Source organism: Hymenobacter antarcticus, from assembly GCF_039539545.1.
Taxonomy (GTDB): Bacteria; Bacteroidota; Bacteroidia; order Cytophagales; family Hymenobacteraceae; genus Hymenobacter; species Hymenobacter antarcticus.
This window is the reverse complement of the sequence record NZ_BAABDI010000013.1, coordinates 97346-114994: the sequence shown is the minus strand read 5'-3', so window position 1 is coordinate 114994 and position 17649 is coordinate 97346. Positions and strand designations below refer to the sequence as shown.

Sequence of the window (17649 nt, the reverse complement as noted above, 5' to 3'; positions counted from 1 at the left end):
GTGCGGGTGCGTGTAGCGCGAAGCGGTGCTTCGCGTCCCCGCGCCATACGGGGTGCTTGTAGCGCGAAGCGGTGCTTCGCGTCCCCGCGCCATACGGGGTGTTTGTAGCGCGAAGCGGTGCTTCGCGCTACTGCTGCATTAGCCCGCTACCTCCTGCGGCAGGGCCAATAGCAGCGCCTCCAGCCCGGCCGCCAACGCAGTGGTCGCTTTTTCCTGCTCGGCGGCATCGATAGCAGCTTTCGTTTCCAGGACTTCGAGGCTGGGCGTGAGCGGTGCCGCGCCCAGCAGGCGCAGGGAGGGGCGCAGCTTGTGGGCCACGGCGGCGGCGGCGGGCCAGTCGGCGGCGGCGGCGGCGGCGCGCAGGTCGGCCACGCTGGCGGGCGTGTTGGCGTGGAAGGAAGCCAGAATCCGGTTCATGAAGGCCGCGCTGCCCCGCGCCGTCTGGCGCAGCAGGGCCAGGTCGAAGGCGGGTTGGGCGAGGGGCGGGGCGGGGGCGGGTGGCGTGGTCAGCCCCACCAGGGGGCTTTCCATGCCCGCAATCAGCGAGGCCAGCTTGCGCAGCAGCTCGGCTTCGTCGAAGGGTTTGGGCAGGGTATCGTTCATGCCGGCGGCGTGGTACTTCTCGGCATCGGCCCGGAAGGCGTTGGCCGTGAGGGCCAGGATGGGGGTGGCGGCCCGCAGCGGGTCGGCGTGGGCCCGGATGCGGGCCGTGGCCTCCAGCCCGTTCATGTCGGGCATCTGAATATCCATCAGGATAACATCGTAGCGGTACTCCTCAAACAGGGCCAGGGCTTCGAGGCCGCTGCTGGCCTCGTCTACCAGCACGCCGTGGCCTTCCAGCAGCAGCTGCACCACCTCGCGGTTCACGGCATTGTCTTCCACCACCAGCACGCGGCTGCCGCGCACGGCGGCCTCCTCCATCGGGGGCACCGGGGCCAGGGCGGCCAGCCGGGCGGCCGCGCTGGCCTTGGGCAGCGTGGTGATGAAGGCGAAGCAGCTGCCCTCGCCCGGCGTGCTTTGCACCGTGAGCTGGCCGCCCATCTGGGCCACCAGGGCCCGGCTGATGCTCAGGCCCAGGCCGGTGCCGCCAAACTGCCGGGTGGTGTCGGCGTAGGCCTGGGTGAACTCCTGGAAGATGCTCTCCAGCTTTTCGGCCGCGACGCCGATACCGGTATCCGTCACCCGAAACTCGGTGGTGAGCGTGTCCTCGGTCTCCCGCACGAAGTAGCCGCCCACGCTCACCGTGCCGCCCCTGGGCGTGAACTTAATGGCATTGGACAGCAGGTTGAGCAGAATCTGGTTCAGGCGGTAGGAGTCGCCGAGCACCCAGGGGTGGGGGCAGGTTTCGGCCAGGCGGGTGCCCACCACCCGAATGCCCTTTTCCCGGGCCTGCAGCATCAGCGGCTCCAAGGCCCTGGCCATCGAGTCGCAGATGTTGAAGGCCGCGCGGTCCAGCTCCAGCTTGCCGGAGGTGATTTTGGCCATGTCGAGCACGTCGTTCACCACATTCAGCAAGTGCCGCCCCGAGTGCTGAATCACGGTCGTATAGTTGCGCTGCTGGTCGCTGAGGCCAGTTTTGGCCAGCAGGCTGGTCATGCCCAGCACCCCATTGAGGGGCGTGCGGATTTCGTGGCTCATGTTGGCCAGGAAGTTTTCGCGGGCCGTGGCCGAGGCTTCGGCCGTGTGCTGGGCCGTTTTCAGGGCCGTGATGTCGGTGCTCACGCCCAGCACCTGGGCGGTGCCGTCGGCCAGCACCAGGGGGCAGCGCACGGTTTGCAGCCACAGCACTTCGCCGTTGGCCAACTGAAACTGTGCCTGAGTGGTGAGGGCCTGGCCCGTGCGCAGCACCTGCTGGTCGGCCAGCACGGCGCTCATTATTTCCTCCCGGCTCAGGGCCGCCTCCATGGTATCGGTGTGGGCCAGGGCCCGCACGCGGTGGCGCAGGGCCTGCATGCCGGCGTTCTCGAAAATGGTGTTGCCCTGGGCATCGCGCACCCAAATCAGGTTGGGGTTGAGGTCGAGCACCAGGTTGGTGAAGGCCTGCTGGGCCAGCACCCGGGCCTCGCTTTCGCGGGTGCGGGCCTCCGCCTGCCGCTGGGTGCTGATGTCCAGGCAGTAGCCCATCACCATGCGCAGGCCCCCGTCGGGTTCAAACACCGGCTGGTAATAGCACAGCCAATGCACCGCGGAAGCGTCGGCTCTGGCGGGCCAGTGCTCCTGCCAGCTCACTCCCTGGCGGGAGACCACGGCCTGCTCAAACAACTGGCGGCGGCGCTCGGCCAGCGACTGGGGCAGGCCCATGGTCGTACAGCGGTCGGCAAAGCTGTTGCCGAGGTGCCGCAGGCGCTTGGTGGCGTCGGGCTGGGCGTAGGGGTTGAGGTAGCGGTAGCGCTGGTCAGGGCCGAGCACGGTGACTACGGCCGGCAAGTGGGCCATAATCGTCTCGTAAAACTCCCGCTGCTCGCGGATTTCCTGCTCAGCGCGGCGCTGGGCCGTCACATCGGTGAGGTAGAGAAGGGCGTAGCCTTCTTCCACGATTGGCACCGTAGACAGCAAGAAATACTGGTCGCTGGTCACCAGCTCGCGCTGGGTCACTTCGCCGGTTTGCAGGGCGTGCGCGACGGCCTGCACGAGCTGCGGCCGCACCTGGGAGGGGCCCGTCGACAGCAGTTCCTGGGCCAGCGGCGCGGCCGCGGAGTTGGCCAGTAGCAGCTCGCCGTTGGCCCCCAGGCGCATCACCGGGTTGGGGTTGAGCTCGGGAATGCGGCTGGCCGATTGCAGGCGGGCCGCCACGGCTTCGGCCTGCACGCGCAGGGCGCGTTCAGCCAGCAGCAGTTCCCGTAGCTCGGCAGCGTCGGTAGGAAGGGGGAAGGTCATTTATCGGCAGGCAGTTAATGCTATAAAGAACGTCGTGCTGAGCTTAAAAGAACGTCATGCTGAGCTTAAAAAGAACGTCATGCTGAGCGTAGTCGAAGCATCTCTACCGCAGCAGTAAATGAATTACTTACCCGGTAGAGATGCTTCGGCAAGCTCAGCATGACGTTCTTTTAAGCTCAGCATGACGTTCCTTTTTTGAGCGCCTCTATAATTCCTTGCGCAGCCGGGCCACCGGAATATTCAGCTGCTCGCGGTACTTGGCCACCGTGCGGCGGGCGATGTTGTAGCCCCGGGCGTTGAGCATCTTCTCCAGCTTGTCGTCGCTCAGCGGCCGCTCCTTGCTTTCCTTGCCGATGAGCTCCTTCAGAATGCTCTTTACCTCGCGGCTCGATGCGTCCTCGCCCGAGTCGGTGGCAATGCCTTCCGAGAAGAAGTACTTGAGCGGGTAAATGCCGAATTCGGTCTGAATAGACTTGGAGTTGGCCACCCGGCTCACCGTTGAAATGTCCATGCTGATGCGCAAGGCAATATCCTTGAGAATCATGGGCCGGAGCTTGCCCTCGTCGCCCTCGATGAAAAACTCCGTTTGCAGCTCCACGATGGCATTCATGGTGCGCAGCAGCGTGTTCTGCCGCTGCCGGATGGCGTCGATAAACCACTTGGCCGAGTCCAGCTTCTGCTTTACGAAGGTCACGGCCTCCTTCATTTTCTGGTCCTTCTTGGCGGCTTTGTCGTAGGTCCGGAACATCTCGGTGTAGGCCGGGCTCACGCGCAGCTCGGGGGCATTGCGGGCGTTCAGGGTCAGGTTAAAAACGCCGTTGTCGTTGGTCAGGATGAAGTCCGGCATCAGGTACTGCGTCTTGCCCAGGCCGCTGGGGCCGCTGCCGCCCGGCTTGGGGTTCAGCTTCAGAATAACGTTGATGGCCTCCTTGAGCTCATCATCTTCCAGGTCCAGCTTCTGCTGAATGCGCGGGTAGTGCTTCTTGCTGAACTCCTCAAACGTGTCGGTCAGGATGCGCTCGGCGTTCACCGTGTTTTCATCCTGGGGCCGGCGCTCCAGCTGCAGTAGCAGGCACTCGGGCAGGTCGCGGGCCGCGATGCCGGGCGGGTCGAACTGCTGCACCACGCGCAGCACGGCCTCAATCTCGGGCACGCTCACCTCCAGATTCTGCGAAAAAGCCAGGTCGTTGGCAATGGCCGAGAGGTCGCGCCGGATGTAGCCATCCCCGTCAATCGAGCCGATGAGCTGCTGGCCGATGGCTTCCTGGCGCTCATCGAGGCTGGCAAAATGCAGCTGGTCGAGCAGCGAATCGAGCAATGAGCCGCTGGTGTCGGCCAGCGGCGTGTCGCGCTCCTCTTCCTCGCCGGGACCGTCGCCCTGCATCTTGTAGCCCGCTATTTCGTCGTCGTTGAGGTAGTCGCTCAGGTCGAGGTCGGTGTTGTCGGGGGCCGTTTCGGTGTCGGTCGGGCTGTCGTCTTTGGGCTGAATCTCGGGCTCGGGCAGGTCGTCGGCCGTTTCCTGGTCGCTGCCGCTGCGGTCCTCAAAGTCCTCATCCAGCGTGTTCTCGTCGTTGTCGAGGCTGGCATCGGGGTCGTCCGAATCGTCGTCGCTGTCATCGTCACGGTCCAGCTCTTCGGTGTCGTCGGGCTCGTCTTCTTCCAGGGCCGGGTTCACCTCCATCTCCTCCTTGATGCGCGTCTCCAGCTCCGCCGTCGGGATTTGCAGCAGCTTAATAAACTGAATCTGCTGCGGGCTAAGCTTTTGCGAGAGGAGTTGTTTGAGGTCGAGGCGTTGCATAATGACGAAAGTACGGAAAGGAGGGGGCGGAGGTGATTCTTACTGCGCTTGAGCCGGAAAAGTTGGTGCAGAACGTGTACCGCGAAATTTCATTTCGCCCCCGCACCACCCTGCGCACATTCCGCACCGTGCGGCGCGGGGGCGAAATGAAATTTCGCGGTACACGTTCTGTCCTACCTTTGCCCACTTACAACCCGCTTCCCCGCAAGTTATGTCCCTCAAACGGTCCACCGTCAAAGAACTTCTGGCCAGCCAGGACCTCGACCGCGAAGTCCTCGTCAAAGGCTGGGTTCGCTCCCGCCGCGGCAACAAGTACGTGCAGTTCATTATCGTGAATGATGGCTCCACGATTCACACCATCCAGGCCGTGGCCGATGCCGAAAAATTCCCGGAGGAAAGCCTCAAGGATGTGAGCAACGGGGCGGCCGTGGCCATTCGCGGCAAGCTGGTGGCTTCGCAGGGCAAGGGCCAGGCCGTCGAGATTCAGGCCACCGAAGTAATCGTGCTGGGCGCGGCCGATGCCGAAGCCTACCCGCTGCAAAAGAAGGCCACCTCGCTGGAGCACCTGCGCGAAATTGCCCACCTGCGCCCCCGCACCAACACCTTCGGCGCGGTGCTGCGCGTGCGCCACGCGCTGGCCTTCGCCGTGCACAGCTACTTCAACGACCACGGCTTTTTCTACGTCCACACGCCCATCATCACCGGCTCCGATGCCGAGGGCGCGGGCCAGATGTTCCGCGTGACGACGCTGCCCGCCGACAAGCCGCCGCTGGCCGAGGACGGCTCGGTGGACTATACCCAGGACTTTTTCGGCAAGCAAACCAACCTCACCGTATCGGGCCAGCTCGAAGGCGAGTTGGCGGCCATGGCCCTGGGCAGCATCTACACCTTCGGTCCCACCTTCCGGGCCGAAAACTCCAACACCGCCCGCCACCTGGCCGAGTTCTGGATGATTGAGCCCGAAGTGGCCTTCAACGAGCTCGAAGACAACATGGACCTGGCCGAGGATTTCCTCCAGAGCCTGGTGCGCTACGCCCTGGCCCATTGCGCCGACGACCTGCAATTCCTCAACGACCAGTACGACAAGGAACTGCTGGCCCGCCTGGAGTCGGTGACCACCAACGCCTTCCAGCGCCTCACCTACACCGAGGCCGTGGAAATTCTGAAATCAGCCAAGCAGAAATTCGAATTTCCCGTGGACTGGGGTACCGATTTGCAGTCGGAGCACGAGCGTTATCTGGTGGAGAAGCACTTCAAGAAGCCCGTCATTCTCACCAACTACCCGAAGGAAATCAAGGCCTTCTACATGAAGCTGGACGAGGACGGCCGCACCGTGCGGGCCATGGACGTGCTGTTTCCCGGCATCGGCGAAATCATCGGCGGCTCGCAGCGCGAGGAGGACTACACCAAGCTCACGACCCGCATGGCCGAGATGCACGTACCCCACGAAGACCTCGACTGGTACCTCGACACCCGCCGCTTCGGCACCGCGCCGCACGCTGGCTTCGGCCTGGGCTTCGAGCGCCTCGTGCTGTTCGTGACGGGTATGAGCAACATCCGCGACGTGATTCCCTTCCCGCGCTACCCCAAAAACGCGGCGTTTTAAGCCAAAAAAAGGGCCTCCCAACGGAGGCCTTTTTTTTGTGACAAGCCAGGCGGGCGCTAGCGCGTTTGCTGCCGCTCGTAGCGGATGCGGGCTTTTTCGCGGTTGCGTTGGGCGAAGCCTTCCAGGTCCTTGGTTTGTTCTTCCCAGGTGGTCTCGCCGGCCATTTTCTGGGCCAGCTGGTCGATGGCGGCTTGGTCGGTGGCCGTCAGCGGGTGGTAGAGGTGGTACACTTGGTCTGTGAAGCCGAACTCGTTTTCCACCAGGTTGTGCTCGGTGAGCAGCAACATCACGAATTTCCGGGATTCCAGCTGCTTTCGCAGGTCGAGGTTGCCCACTTTTTCGCCCGTGTCGTGGTAGGTGCTGTCGGGCTGATGCACGGCGGTATTGTAGTACCAAAAGCGGGTGTCATCGGCAAATTCGCGCTGCATGTAGGGGCCAAACAGCATCAGGCCCCAGCCAAAACTGTCGCCGATAAACAGCGCCGACGGCCGCGTCTGGCCCGGCCGCGGCGCATCGAATACCAGCCGCCGGTAGGCCAGGGGCGTGGCTTCGCGCAGCGTCATCAGGTTCAGGGGCCAGCCCAGGTCATTATCGGTACCGCGTAGCGAGTCGGCGGCCCGCACCACGCGGGGCGGCCCTACCGTGCGCACCCCGGGGAAGCGCACGCCGCCGAGGTGCTCCAGGTGCCGCAGCAGCGTATCGGCGGCCAGCGTAGCGCCGTAGCCGCTCCAGTGGGTGCCGCCACGCGGAAAAAGCGGGTAGGGCTGGGTAGTTTTCCAACGGGCAAATACCGGCACCAGGTCGAGCAGGGCCACGCTGTCGGCCTGCATCTCGCGCACAAACCGGTCGTAGTTGGTGACCGTGCCGGGGGCGGGCTGCAACCGGGCGGGCAGGTCTTCGGGCTGAAAGCGGGCTTTGCTGGGGGCCAGCACAAACAGCAGCCGCACGCCGCGCCGGCTCAGCTCGCGCTGCACGGCCCGCAGCCGCCGCACCCGGAAACGCACCTCTTCTTCGGCCAGCAGGTCGTGGCCCAGGTAGCTTTCAATGGGGCCGGGTTGAAACAGTACGTCGTGCTCGCCCACCACAATATCGCTCGACCGCGCCACCCGAAACAGCGAAAACGACAGCTGGTTGCGCAGCCGAATAAGGTAGGGCCGGAAGCCAATCCGGTCTTCCAGATACTGCTCGAAAGCGGGCTGATAGGAGTTGTCGCGCAGGCCTGCCCAGCTAAGCTCCGGGTGGGGCGTTACCGTGAAAGCCCCGGCCAGGTTGGCTTCTTTCGAAAAATGAAACCGGGCCTGAATGACCGGCACCAGCACCAGCGCCAGCAGCAGCCCCAGGAGCAGTCGTTTAAGTAAAATAGTCACGCAGAGGAAAGGAAGGTGGCCGGGAAGGAGCGGCTGGCCGAAGGCTAAAAACGGAAGTAAATGAACGGATTGAAGGAGCTGCCCACCACGTAGCTCAGGCTGAGCACCAGCAGCACGGCCGTGACCAGCGTGAGCCCCACGGCTCCGCGCAGCGTGAAATGGCCCTTGGCCAGCGTGCTCAGCTCCCAGCGCTCGACGCGGGGCAGGGCTGCGGCAAAGGCGATGACGGCCGCCAGGCCGAGCGTGAACCAAAACTCACGGCTGAAGTAAGGGGCCGGAGCAGCCGTAGGGACGGCGGCGGCCACTGCCCCAAACATGGGCTTGAGGTAAGCCAGCGCCCCCGTAAGCGTTTCGGCGCGGAACAGCACCCAGCCCACTACCGTGATGAAGAAGGTAGGCACGATGCTCATCGCCCCGATTTTCTGGTAAATCCGCAGCAGGAACAGGCGGTCCAGAATCAGAAACAGGCCGTGAAACGCGCCCCAGGCAATGAAGTTCCAGGCCGCCCCGTGCCAGAAGCCGGAGAGGATGAAGACCGTCCAGAGGTTGACGTAGAGGCGGCTGGGATTCACCCGGTTGCCGCCCAGCGGAATGTAGAGGTAGTCGCGCATCCAGCGGCCCAGCGTGATGTGCCAGCGCTGCCAGAACTCGGTGATGGAGCGCGCCACGTAGGGATTGTTGAAGTTCTCGGGGAACTGAAAGCCAATCATCCGGCCGATGCCGATGGCCATGTCGGAGTAGCCCGAGAAGTCGAAGTAAATCTGGAAGGTGTAGGCCAGCGCGCCCAGCCAGGCCGTGCCGGTGCTGAGCGTGGCCGGAGCCAGGTGGAAAATGGCATCGGCCTGCTCGCCCAGCACGTTGGCAATGAGCAGCTTCTTGGCCAAACCAATGACGAAGCGGAACGCGCCGGCCAGCTTCTGGTCCACGGTATCGAAGGCGGCGCGGTCGGTGAGCTGGCCCGCGATTTCGTGGAAGCGCACGATGGGTCCGGCAATCATCTTTGGAAACAGCATGATGTAGAGCATGAAGTCCCAGAAGGACTTCAGCGGCTTGTTCACGCCCCGGTACACGTCGATGGTGTAGGTGAGTTTCTCGAAAGTGAAAAACGAGATGCCGATGGGCAGCACCACCTTTTCCCAGGTCAGCTCCGGCCCGCCAAAGTAGCTGCGCACGGCGCTGGCATTGTCCAGAAAGAAGTTGGCATACTTGAAATAGAACAGCATTCCGACATTGAGAATGATGCTCATTAGCAGAAATATGCGCTGCTTCCAGCGCTCAGCGGTGGCATCCATGAAGCGGATGAGCACGAAGTTGACCACCACCGACCCCAGGAACAGGGCCAGGAAGTTGAGCCCGCCCCAGGCGTAGAACAGCAGGCTGGCCAGCAGGGCCACCGGGTTTTTCAGGCGCACCGGCGCGGCGTAGTACAGCAGCAAAAAACCGGGCAGAAAATAGAAGAGAAAGAGCGTGCTGCTAAATACCATAATAAAAAAAGGCTGCCCAACATGGACAGCCGTAAAGTTATGAGGCCGGAGGTAAAGGGCCTTGGGACCCGGTCGTGCCGGCTCCGGCTGCGGCCGTTCCCACGATTTTCGTAGCAGTTTGCATGTCGGTTCGCGCGCGGGGAGCGCGGCCGCGGTTGGCAACCGGGCTGCCTAGTCGTCGCCCCGTCCCACCTGCGCTACACCGTGGGCGGGACGAGGCAGCATGACTAAAAAAGGCGGCCCGATGAGGCCGCCTTTTTTAGTCATGCTGTTTGTGGGCGTGAACCGGACTAATGTTTGTCCTTCTTCCCTTTGCCTTTGTTCTTGCCGTGGTCGTCGTGCTCGTACCGGTCATGGTCGCGGTGCTCGTCGCGGTTGCGTTGTTCGTACCGGTTGTCGTAACGGTCATCGTTGCGGTAGCCTTTCTTGTAAAGCTTTTTGGCCTGGCCAGGGGGCAAGCCGCCGTTGCTGGGGTTGCGCTTCTTGCCGTATTTGCCCCGGTATTCGTCGTAACGCGTCCAGGGCTGGGCCCCCACGTAGTCGACCACCACGGGATGGAAGTTGGCCGTGTTGTAGCCGTTCAGGGTAGCGGTGCGAACCCACTGGCCATTGCGCGACACCACGTACTGGCGGGCTGGCACGTCATAGAAACCATTGGTTTCCGGGATGTAATAATACTGGGCACCCTGGGGCACGGCCGGCCCCCAGCTGGGCGGGTTGACGTTGATGTTAATCTGGGCGTGGGCGGCCGGCGCGGCGGCCAGGGCAAATATGCCCAGCAGGGCAATGCGCAGCGGCTGAAGAAGGAATTTCATGGGATTGGGTTAAGCGAAACGTGATGTATGGTGGTGCTTGGCAACTACGGTGCCAACTAGCTTGCAACGGGTACGCAGCAACCTATGAGGTAGTTCGGGGACAACATTTTCTATTGCGGGCACAAACCGGGGGATATAGGTGTTGTGCACCAACGCCCTGCTTCATCGGCGGACTAAAGCGGCTGGCAAATAGCCTGTTTTATTAGCCTTCGGGCTCCCTTCTTTGTACCTTTACGCACTACTTCGCTGCGTTTCTGAATGGCCAAAAAATCCACTGCTACCCCGGTTGCCAAGGCTCCTAAAGCCCCGGCTGCCGCCAAGAAAAAAACAGCTTCCAACGGCACTGCGGCCGTGGCCGAAACGGCCGCTGCCGTGCGCACGATGACCGAATTGCCGGCCGCCGGCCCCACCACGGGCCATGTGAACGGCCAGCTCAACGGCCACAGCCCCGCCTCGCAGCACCTGGAGGCGCAGTACATTGAGGTGTACGGCGCACGCGAGCACAACCTGAAAAACGTGAGCGTGAAGATTCCGCGCAACCGGCTGGTGGTGTTCACGGGCATTTCGGGCTCGGGTAAGAGCAGCCTGGCCTTCGATACCATTTATGCCGAGGGGCAGCGGCGCTACATGGAGACGTTTTCGGCCTACGCCCGCTCGTTTATGGGCGGGCTGGAGCGGCCCGACGTGGACAAAATTGAGGGCCTGTCGCCGGTTATAAGCATCGAGCAGAAAACCACCTCGCGCAATCCGCGCTCCACGGTGGGCACCATCACCGAAATCTACGATTTCCTGCGCCTGCTCTACGCCCGCACGGCCGAAGCCTTCAGCTACGCCACCGGCAAGAAGATGATTCGGCAGAGCGACGACCAGATTATCAACTTCCTCCTCAAGCACTTCGACGGCAAAAAGCTGGTGGTGCTGGCACCGGTCGTGAAAGGCCGCAAGGGCCACTACCGCGAAGATTTCCAGAAGATTGCCAAGCTGGGCTTCACCAAAGTGCGGGTTGATGGCGAGCTGCTCGACATCACGCCCAAGATGCAGGTGGACCGCTACAAAATCCACGACATCGAAATCGTGATTGACCGGCTGCTGGTGAAGGAGGAGGACCGGTTCCGGCTCTCCGGCTCGGTGCAAAACGCGCTGACCCACGGCAAAGGCACCATGCTGGTGCTCGACCCCGACGGCAAGGGCGAAAAGGCCAAGCCGCAGTTCTTCTCGCGCTTCCTGATGGACCCCGCCACCGGCATCGCCTACGACGACCCGGCGCCCAACACGTTCAGTTTCAACTCGCCCTACGGTGCCTGCCCCACCTGCAACGGCCTGGGCGAGGTGCAGGAAATCACGGAGGAAACCGTGCTGCCCGACCGCAAGCTGAGTATTTCGCGCGGCGGCATCGCGCCCCTGGGCGAGTACCGCGACATCTGGATTTTCCAGCAGCTCCAGGTCATTCTCAAAAAGCAGAAAGCCACGCTGAACACGCCGCTCGAAAAGCTGCCCGAGGACCTGCTGAAGCGTCTGCTCCACGGTATTTCGGAGGACGAGGCCGACGATAGCAAAAGCCAGTATACGGAGGCGTTTGAGGGTATTATTCCCTTCCTGCGCCGGCAGATGGACTCCGAATCGGACAACATTCGGGAGTGGATTGCGCAGTACGCGCAGGCCCAGCCCTGCCCCGAGTGCCAGGGCTACCGCCTCAAAAAGGAGAGCCTGCACTTTAAGATGGATGGCAAGCACATCGGCGAGTTGTCGGTGATGGATTTGAACGATTTGGCGGAGTGGTTTGAGGGCCTGGAAAGCCGCCTGACGGACCGCCAGAACGTGATTGCCCGCGAGCTGCTGAAGGAAATCCGCAAGCGCATCGGCTTTTTGCTGGAAGTGGGCCTCGACTACCTCAACCTGCACCGGCCCGTTCGCACGCTGAGCGGCGGCGAAAGCCAGCGCATCCGCCTCGCTACCCAGATTGGCACCCAGCTCGTGGGCGTGCTCTACATCATGGACGAGCCCAGCATCGGCCTGCACCAGCGCGACAACGAGCGGCTTATCAAGGCCTTGCAGCACCTGCGTGACATCGGCAACTCGGTGATTGTGGTGGAGCACGACAAGGACATGATTCTGCACGCCGACCATGTGCTGGACATTGGCCCCGGCGCGGGCATTCACGGCGGCCACATCGTGGCCTCGGGCACGCCGCAGGAGATTCTCAACTCCGGCTCGCTCACCTCGCAGTACCTCAGCGGGCAGAAGCACATTGAGATGCAAAAGAAGAAGCGCAAGGGCGAAGGCGTGGATTTGGTGCTAAAGGGCGCCACCGGCAACAACCTCAAAAACGTGACCCTGCGCGTGCCGCTGGGCAAGCTGGTGGCCGTAACGGGCGTATCCGGCTCGGGCAAAAGCACGCTCATTCATGATACGCTGTACCCGATTCTCAACCAGTATTTCTTCAATGCCAAGCGGGAGCCGCTGGCCTACGGCAGCATCGAAGGACTGGATTTGGTGGATAAGGTGATTGAGGTGGACCAGTCGCCGATTGGGCGCACGCCGCGCTCGAACCCGGCCACCTACACGGGCGTGTTCACCGAAATCCGCCAGCTGTTCGGCGAGATGGCGGAGGCTAAAATCCGCGGCTACGGCCCCGGCCGCTTCTCCTTCAACGTGAAGGGCGGGCGCTGCGAAACATGTGAGGGCGCCGGCATTCGCACCATCGAGATGAACTTCCTGCCCGACGTGCACGTGCCCTGCGAAACCTGCAAAGGCCGCCGCTACAACCGCGAAACCCTGGAGGTGCGCTTCAAAGGCAAGTCCATCACCGACATTCTCGACATGACCGTGGAGAAGGCCGTGGAGTTCTTCGAGTACCAGCCCCGTATCCTGCGTAAAATCAAGACCCTGAACGACGTGGGCCTGGGCTACCTCACGCTGGGCCAGCAGGCCACCACGCTGAGCGGCGGCGAGGCCCAGCGGGTGAAGCTGGCCACTGAGCTCAGCAAAAAGGATACCGGCAAGACGTTTTACATCCTCGACGAGCCCACCACCGGCCTGCACTTCGAGGATATTAATCACCTGGCGGATGTGCTCCAGAAGCTGGCCGACAAGGGCAACACCGTCCTCATCATCGAGCACAACCTCGACCTGATAAAAGTGGCCGACTACGTCATCGACATCGGCCCCGAGGGCGGCGCGGGCGGCGGCTATATCGTGGCCCAGGGCACGCCCGAGCAGGTGGCGAAGTCGGATAAAGGCCACACGGCCCGCTTCCTGGCCGAGGAGCTGAAAATCAGTAAGTACGCCAGCTAAAACGGGCTTCTGTTTTACATAAAAACCCCGCTGCGAGTAGTTGCAGCGGGGTTTTCTATTGGCCATTTCCTGCGCCGTGTAGTTTGCGCTACGGTACCCGGACCCGGAAACCGCTGCTAGGGCAGGTCTTCGATGGTATCGGCTACTTCTTCCGCTCCGGCCAGCTGCTCCCGCACGGGGGTGAGGTACTTGGCCGCGAAGCCGCGAATGTCGCCGTCGTAGGCATCGTCCGACATATCGTCGAAGCCGTCTTCGTCCTGCTTCTGGGTCTTCACCAGCAGGGCCATCACCCGCTTGTCGATTTGGGCCCCGGTTTGGGTGCTGACTTCGTGGTAAGCGGCCTGCTCATCGTCGCCGAGGGCGGCGGGCACCGTCAGGCTTTTGGCGGTGGCCAGCGTGCGCAAGGTGGCCAGTAGCTCCAGCCGGTTTTGCACGAGGCTGGCCCCATACGTACGCACTACGGGCGTCGTGGCCCGGGCCTGCGCCAGCTTGCCCAGCTCCACTTCCAGCAGCGCGTTGCCAGTGGTTTTCACCAGGAAGCGGGCATCGGCTTCCTGCCTGGCCGTGACGTCGGCCGCGCCGATTTTCTGCTCGTTCGCGGCCGTGGCCGAATCCCCGGCGTCGGTACTGCCCCCCGATGAGCAGGCGGCCAGCCCCGGGAGTCCAGCTGCCAAGAAAACCAACAAACGCCACGTAGGCCGGGATAACGACGGGAAGAAACGCATAGGGCGAAGGCTAAGAAAAGGCGGGTTAGCGTGGATTTCGTTTCATACGCCTGCTTCGCGGTGAGGTTATTTCGGCCCGGTCTTAACCTTTTTCATAACCCGGTTAAACTTGCCTGCGACCGCGCATTCCAACCGCCACAAACGCCGTTCGCCAACCCATTCCTCACTCGTCAGTACCTAACTTATTTACTTTTTCGTCATGCGTACCACGTCCCTCCGCTCCCTCGCTTTTGCCTGCCTCGCCAGCGGCCTGTTGCTCGCCACCGGTTGCAAGCGCGACTCCGACGCCATGCCCGATGAGGACATCACCTCGGCCGAAGACCGCAGCGAAGCCAACGTCGAAACGGCCGTCAGCTCGGATGCCGTGGAGGCCACCGCCCCAGTGAACGTTGACAACGCCGCGGCCGGGTTCAACTCCACCGATGCCGAGTTTCGCACCAAATTCGGCCCCTGCGCTACCCGTACTTACACGGCCAGCACCCGCACGCTGGTTATCGATTTCGGCACGGGCTGCGCCTGCCCCGACGGCCGCTTCCGCAGCGGCCAGGTTATCGTGCGCTTCACCACGGATGTGAATCGGCGCATCGCCGGGTCGGTTGTTCGGCGCAAAAACTACTTTGTGAACTACAACCAGCACAAGGCCACGCGCACCTTTACCGACCTCGGCTCGGGCTCGTTCAACGTCGTGGTTGACAGCGCCAGCATCACACGGGCCAACAACGGCGGCACCCACTCCTGGACGGCCAACTGGACCTTCACCCGCACCGCCGGCTTCAACACGCCCCTCGTGCATTCGGATGATGTGTACACCGTGACCGGCGGCGCCAACGGCACCAACCGTCGCGGCATGACCTACACCACCGTCATCGACAACGCCAAGCCGCTGGTGCGCCGCGCCGACTGCCTCAAATACTTCGTGTCCGGGGCCATCAACATTTCCAACTCCAAGGGCAAAACCCTGGTGCTCGACTACGGCAACGGCACCTGCGACAACACCGCGACCGTGACCGTGAACGGCCGCACCAAGGTGATTACGCTGCGGTAACACCGCATTTATTGGATAATTACCTTGCAACAAAGGGCAGCCGTTTGGCTGCCCTTTGTTGCGTTATGGGGCTCCTGCCTGAGCAAATATTGATGCACGGAATGGGCCGTCTGTGGCACGGCACGGTCATTACCATTATAGAGGGCAATATGCCATGATATGCCGGTTGGTTTTTGAAGTCGTAAAATTTGCGTCAGTTGGTCATGCTGAGCTTGTCGCAGCACCGCTACTGCTTCGTGACACCCATTCCGCGAAGTGGTAGCGGTGCTGCGACAGGCTAAGCAGTCTGACGTTTTAACCACTTCTCAAACGCATGCCTTGATAAATAGGAGCGGCGGCAAAGGCTAAAAACCGAGTCTATTAAAAGGCCCGGCACTCAGTTGGAAGACTGGTCAGGCTATAATTTAACTGCGACCATAATAGGATAGAAGTAAAAAATATTTATAAAATAATGAGCCGGGATTATATTTTTTATTGTTTATAATATATAAATATGTATATTTAAATATAAATTAAATCCGCAGCCTTCCTGCCCTGCACACGGGCTGCGGTAAGTGACCCCGCGTGCTGCCAGTAGCTAATGGCGGCTGTTCGTTGCTTCGACCATTCGGTGTCTTCCTACCGAAACCTTGCATTCATAAGGGCTGCGCTTAAACCACAGGCCGGCCGCTTTGATGTGTAGGATTCTCCACAGCTCAAGGCTGTGGCACGAGTCTTCTGACTCGAGGTTTTTCCAATCTGGCTGTACGCGTTTCCACACGTTGGCTTGGTTGGTGAAACGCTACGAGCGAAGCCTCAATGAAATAGCGCAGTGTTCCTGCTCAGAGGGGTCTAAAGCCATCTGTAGTCTACCACGGGATTTTGGGTCGGCACCACCGTGTGCGGGTGGCGGGCCTTGGTATGCTGCTCGGCAGCGCCACCGATTAGCTGTATGTCAAGTACTAACCCTTAACTGCAAAACCATGAAACGGACATTTCACACGCTTGTTTTTCCGCTCGCCGAATTCACGGCAAGTTCTGGAACACCATTTTCATTAGAACTGCCTTGTAAAGTAGGCATAACGCAGCTTTACAAATGGCTGCGTTCAATCATTTGTGTTGGCCTACTTGCCATCCCAAATTTTACGATGGCGCAATCTAACGCTGCGGCCAATCTCGACCAAGTAAGAAATGGCTCCTCCACTGCTCCGATAAACCAGGCACCCTGGGTAAATGGTAATGCGGGGGCCTCGAATGCACACTATCTGGAAGGCCATTCTATCCCTTACCGGATGGTCGTTACCGGCCTATCAGCCGGAACACATACCCTTATTATCGAATGGGACCTCCGGGACGGGGGTAAAAATGCCATTGACTTCATCACTCAATACCAATCGCTGCAGCCCCACGCCCAATTTGTTGGGCACCAGCAGCCCAATGGAGAGGTTATTGACCCGTTAGCTGGACTTAGCTTAGGAACACCATTGGTTGTAGTTAAAGCCATTGATGCTCCCGCCGGGATACCTGTTGATTTAGGGGCCGCTAACCCTGACCGCTTTAGCTACTACGCATTGAAAGACATTGGCAAAGAGGAGATGACCATGTTTAATGGTCTCGCCATCACTTCCATGAGCTATGTAGCGCCGCAAGGGAGCCGAACTGCTACGTCATCCAAAACAAGGCTTAGCATTGTTTTTACAACTGAGAAGTCAACGGTTGTATTTGCTTGGGCGGGGCATATTTCCAGCCAAAAAGATTGGGGGCTAGGTACTTCGGCTGTTAATATCAATGGCTCGCCGTATCATACCCGCCTGATTTCCCTAGATGGCAGTGGTGGTAACCAAGACCGGTCGTTGGCGGCGGCGGCTGTTATTCAGCCACCTAGTTGCGCTATCTCAGGAGATGCCAGCACATCCTGTGCTGGCTCTTCCCGCACTTTTACCGGGCCACCTAACATGGATGCTTATAGCTGGACGGTAACCCCGGCAACAACCGGTGGTGCTACACCCCCCAGCGGCACCAGCCAGTCGATTACTGTAAGCGCGACTTCTTCTTACACCATCAGCTTGGTTACAACTAAGTCAGGCGTGATGTCAGATGCTAATTGCAGTAAGTCGGTATCAATAAACGCCATCAGTCCCGGCACGATTAGCGGTGGCGGCACGCTGTGCGCGCCGTTTGACGCGGCCGAGTTTGCCAGCGAGACGCCCGGCAGCGGCGGCGGGCCCATTACTTACCAGTGGCAGCGTCGGACGGGCACGGACCCCTTCGCCGACATCGGCGGGGCCACGTTGGCCACGTACGACGCGCCGGCCGTGACGGCCGCGACCGACTTCCGGCGCGTGGCCACGAGCACGTTGAACATGGTGCCCTGCGCCGCCATCAGCAACGAGTTGCGGGTAACGCCCAACGCGGTGACGGCCGGCACGATTAGCGGTGGCGGCACGCTGTGCGCGCCGTTTGACGCGGACGCGTTTGCCAGCGAGACGCCCGGCAGCGGCGGCGGGCCCATTACTTACCAGTGGCAGCGTCGGACGGGCACGGACCCCTTCGCCGACATCGGCGGGGCCACGTTGGCCACGTACGACGCGCCGGTCGTGGCGGTCGTGACCGACTTCCGGCGCGTGGCCACGAGCACGTTGAACATGGTGCCCTGCGC

The 17649-nt window shown here is 61.4% G+C and carries 10 protein-coding genes; 4 read left to right on the top strand and 6 right to left on the bottom strand.

The features are described from left to right. Window positions 1-138: 138 nt before the first annotated feature. Together ABD819_RS11065 and rpoN are read right to left on the bottom strand one after the other, a co-directional pair. Window positions 139-2877 (bottom strand): PAS domain-containing sensor histidine kinase, encoded by a 2739-nt coding sequence (locus ABD819_RS11065; RefSeq protein WP_345124154.1) that lies wholly within the window; start codon window positions 2875-2877, stop codon window positions 139-141. A 205-nt stretch (window positions 2878-3082) separates the two neighbouring features. After that, window positions 3083-4675, bottom strand: coding sequence for an RNA polymerase factor sigma-54 (gene rpoN / locus ABD819_RS11060; RefSeq protein ID WP_345124152.1), 1593 nt, complete (start codon window positions 4673-4675; stop codon window positions 3083-3085). 211 nt (window positions 4676-4886) lie between these two features. Here rpoN and asnS point away from each other — a divergent pair, with 211 nt between their 5' ends. After that, window positions 4887-6281, top strand: coding sequence for an asparagine--tRNA ligase (gene asnS, locus ABD819_RS11055; RefSeq protein WP_345124149.1), 1395 nt, complete (start codon window positions 4887-4889; stop codon window positions 6279-6281). A gap of 56 nt (window positions 6282-6337) precedes the next feature. On the opposite strand, the gene ABD819_RS11050 is transcribed toward asnS, so the two are convergent. From ABD819_RS11050 to ABD819_RS11040, 3 genes are all read right to left on the bottom strand, one after another. After that, the gene (locus ABD819_RS11050) at window positions 6338-7648 is read right to left on the bottom strand and encodes an alginate O-acetyltransferase AlgX-related protein (RefSeq protein ID WP_345124147.1); all 1311 of its coding nucleotides are present in this window, start codon (window positions 7646-7648) and stop codon (window positions 6338-6340) included. 44 nt (window positions 7649-7692) lie between these two features. Then, entirely contained in the window at window positions 7693-9132 is a 1440-nt protein-coding gene (locus ABD819_RS11045) for an MBOAT family O-acyltransferase (protein WP_345124145.1), read from the bottom strand. A 290-nt stretch (window positions 9133-9422) separates the two neighbouring features. Beyond that, complete coding sequence (locus ABD819_RS11040) at window positions 9423-9947, bottom strand: hypothetical protein (protein WP_345124143.1); 525 nt, start codon at window positions 9945-9947, stop codon at window positions 9423-9425. Between the two features lie 258 nt (window positions 9948-10205). Here ABD819_RS11040 and uvrA point away from each other — a divergent pair, with 258 nt between their 5' ends. Further along, window positions 10206-13241, top strand: coding sequence for an excinuclease ABC subunit UvrA (gene uvrA, locus ABD819_RS11035; protein WP_345124141.1), 3036 nt, complete (start codon window positions 10206-10208; stop codon window positions 13239-13241). Window positions 13242-13357: 116 nt separating this feature from the next. Here uvrA and ABD819_RS11030 read toward each other — a convergent pair whose 3' ends face one another. Continuing rightward, window positions 13358-13915 (bottom strand): DUF4142 domain-containing protein, encoded by a 558-nt coding sequence (locus ABD819_RS11030; RefSeq protein WP_345124139.1) that lies wholly within the window; start codon window positions 13913-13915, stop codon window positions 13358-13360. Between the two features lie 250 nt (window positions 13916-14165). On the opposite strand from ABD819_RS11030, the gene ABD819_RS11025 reads away from it, so the two are divergent. Further along, complete coding sequence (locus tag ABD819_RS11025; RefSeq protein WP_345124137.1) at window positions 14166-15011, top strand: hypothetical protein; 846 nt, start codon at window positions 14166-14168, stop codon at window positions 15009-15011. Window positions 15012-17080: 2069 nt separating this feature from the next. Further along, a partial coding sequence (locus tag ABD819_RS11020) for a hypothetical protein (protein ID WP_345124135.1) occupies window positions 17081-17649 on the top strand: 569 nt, incomplete at its 3' end.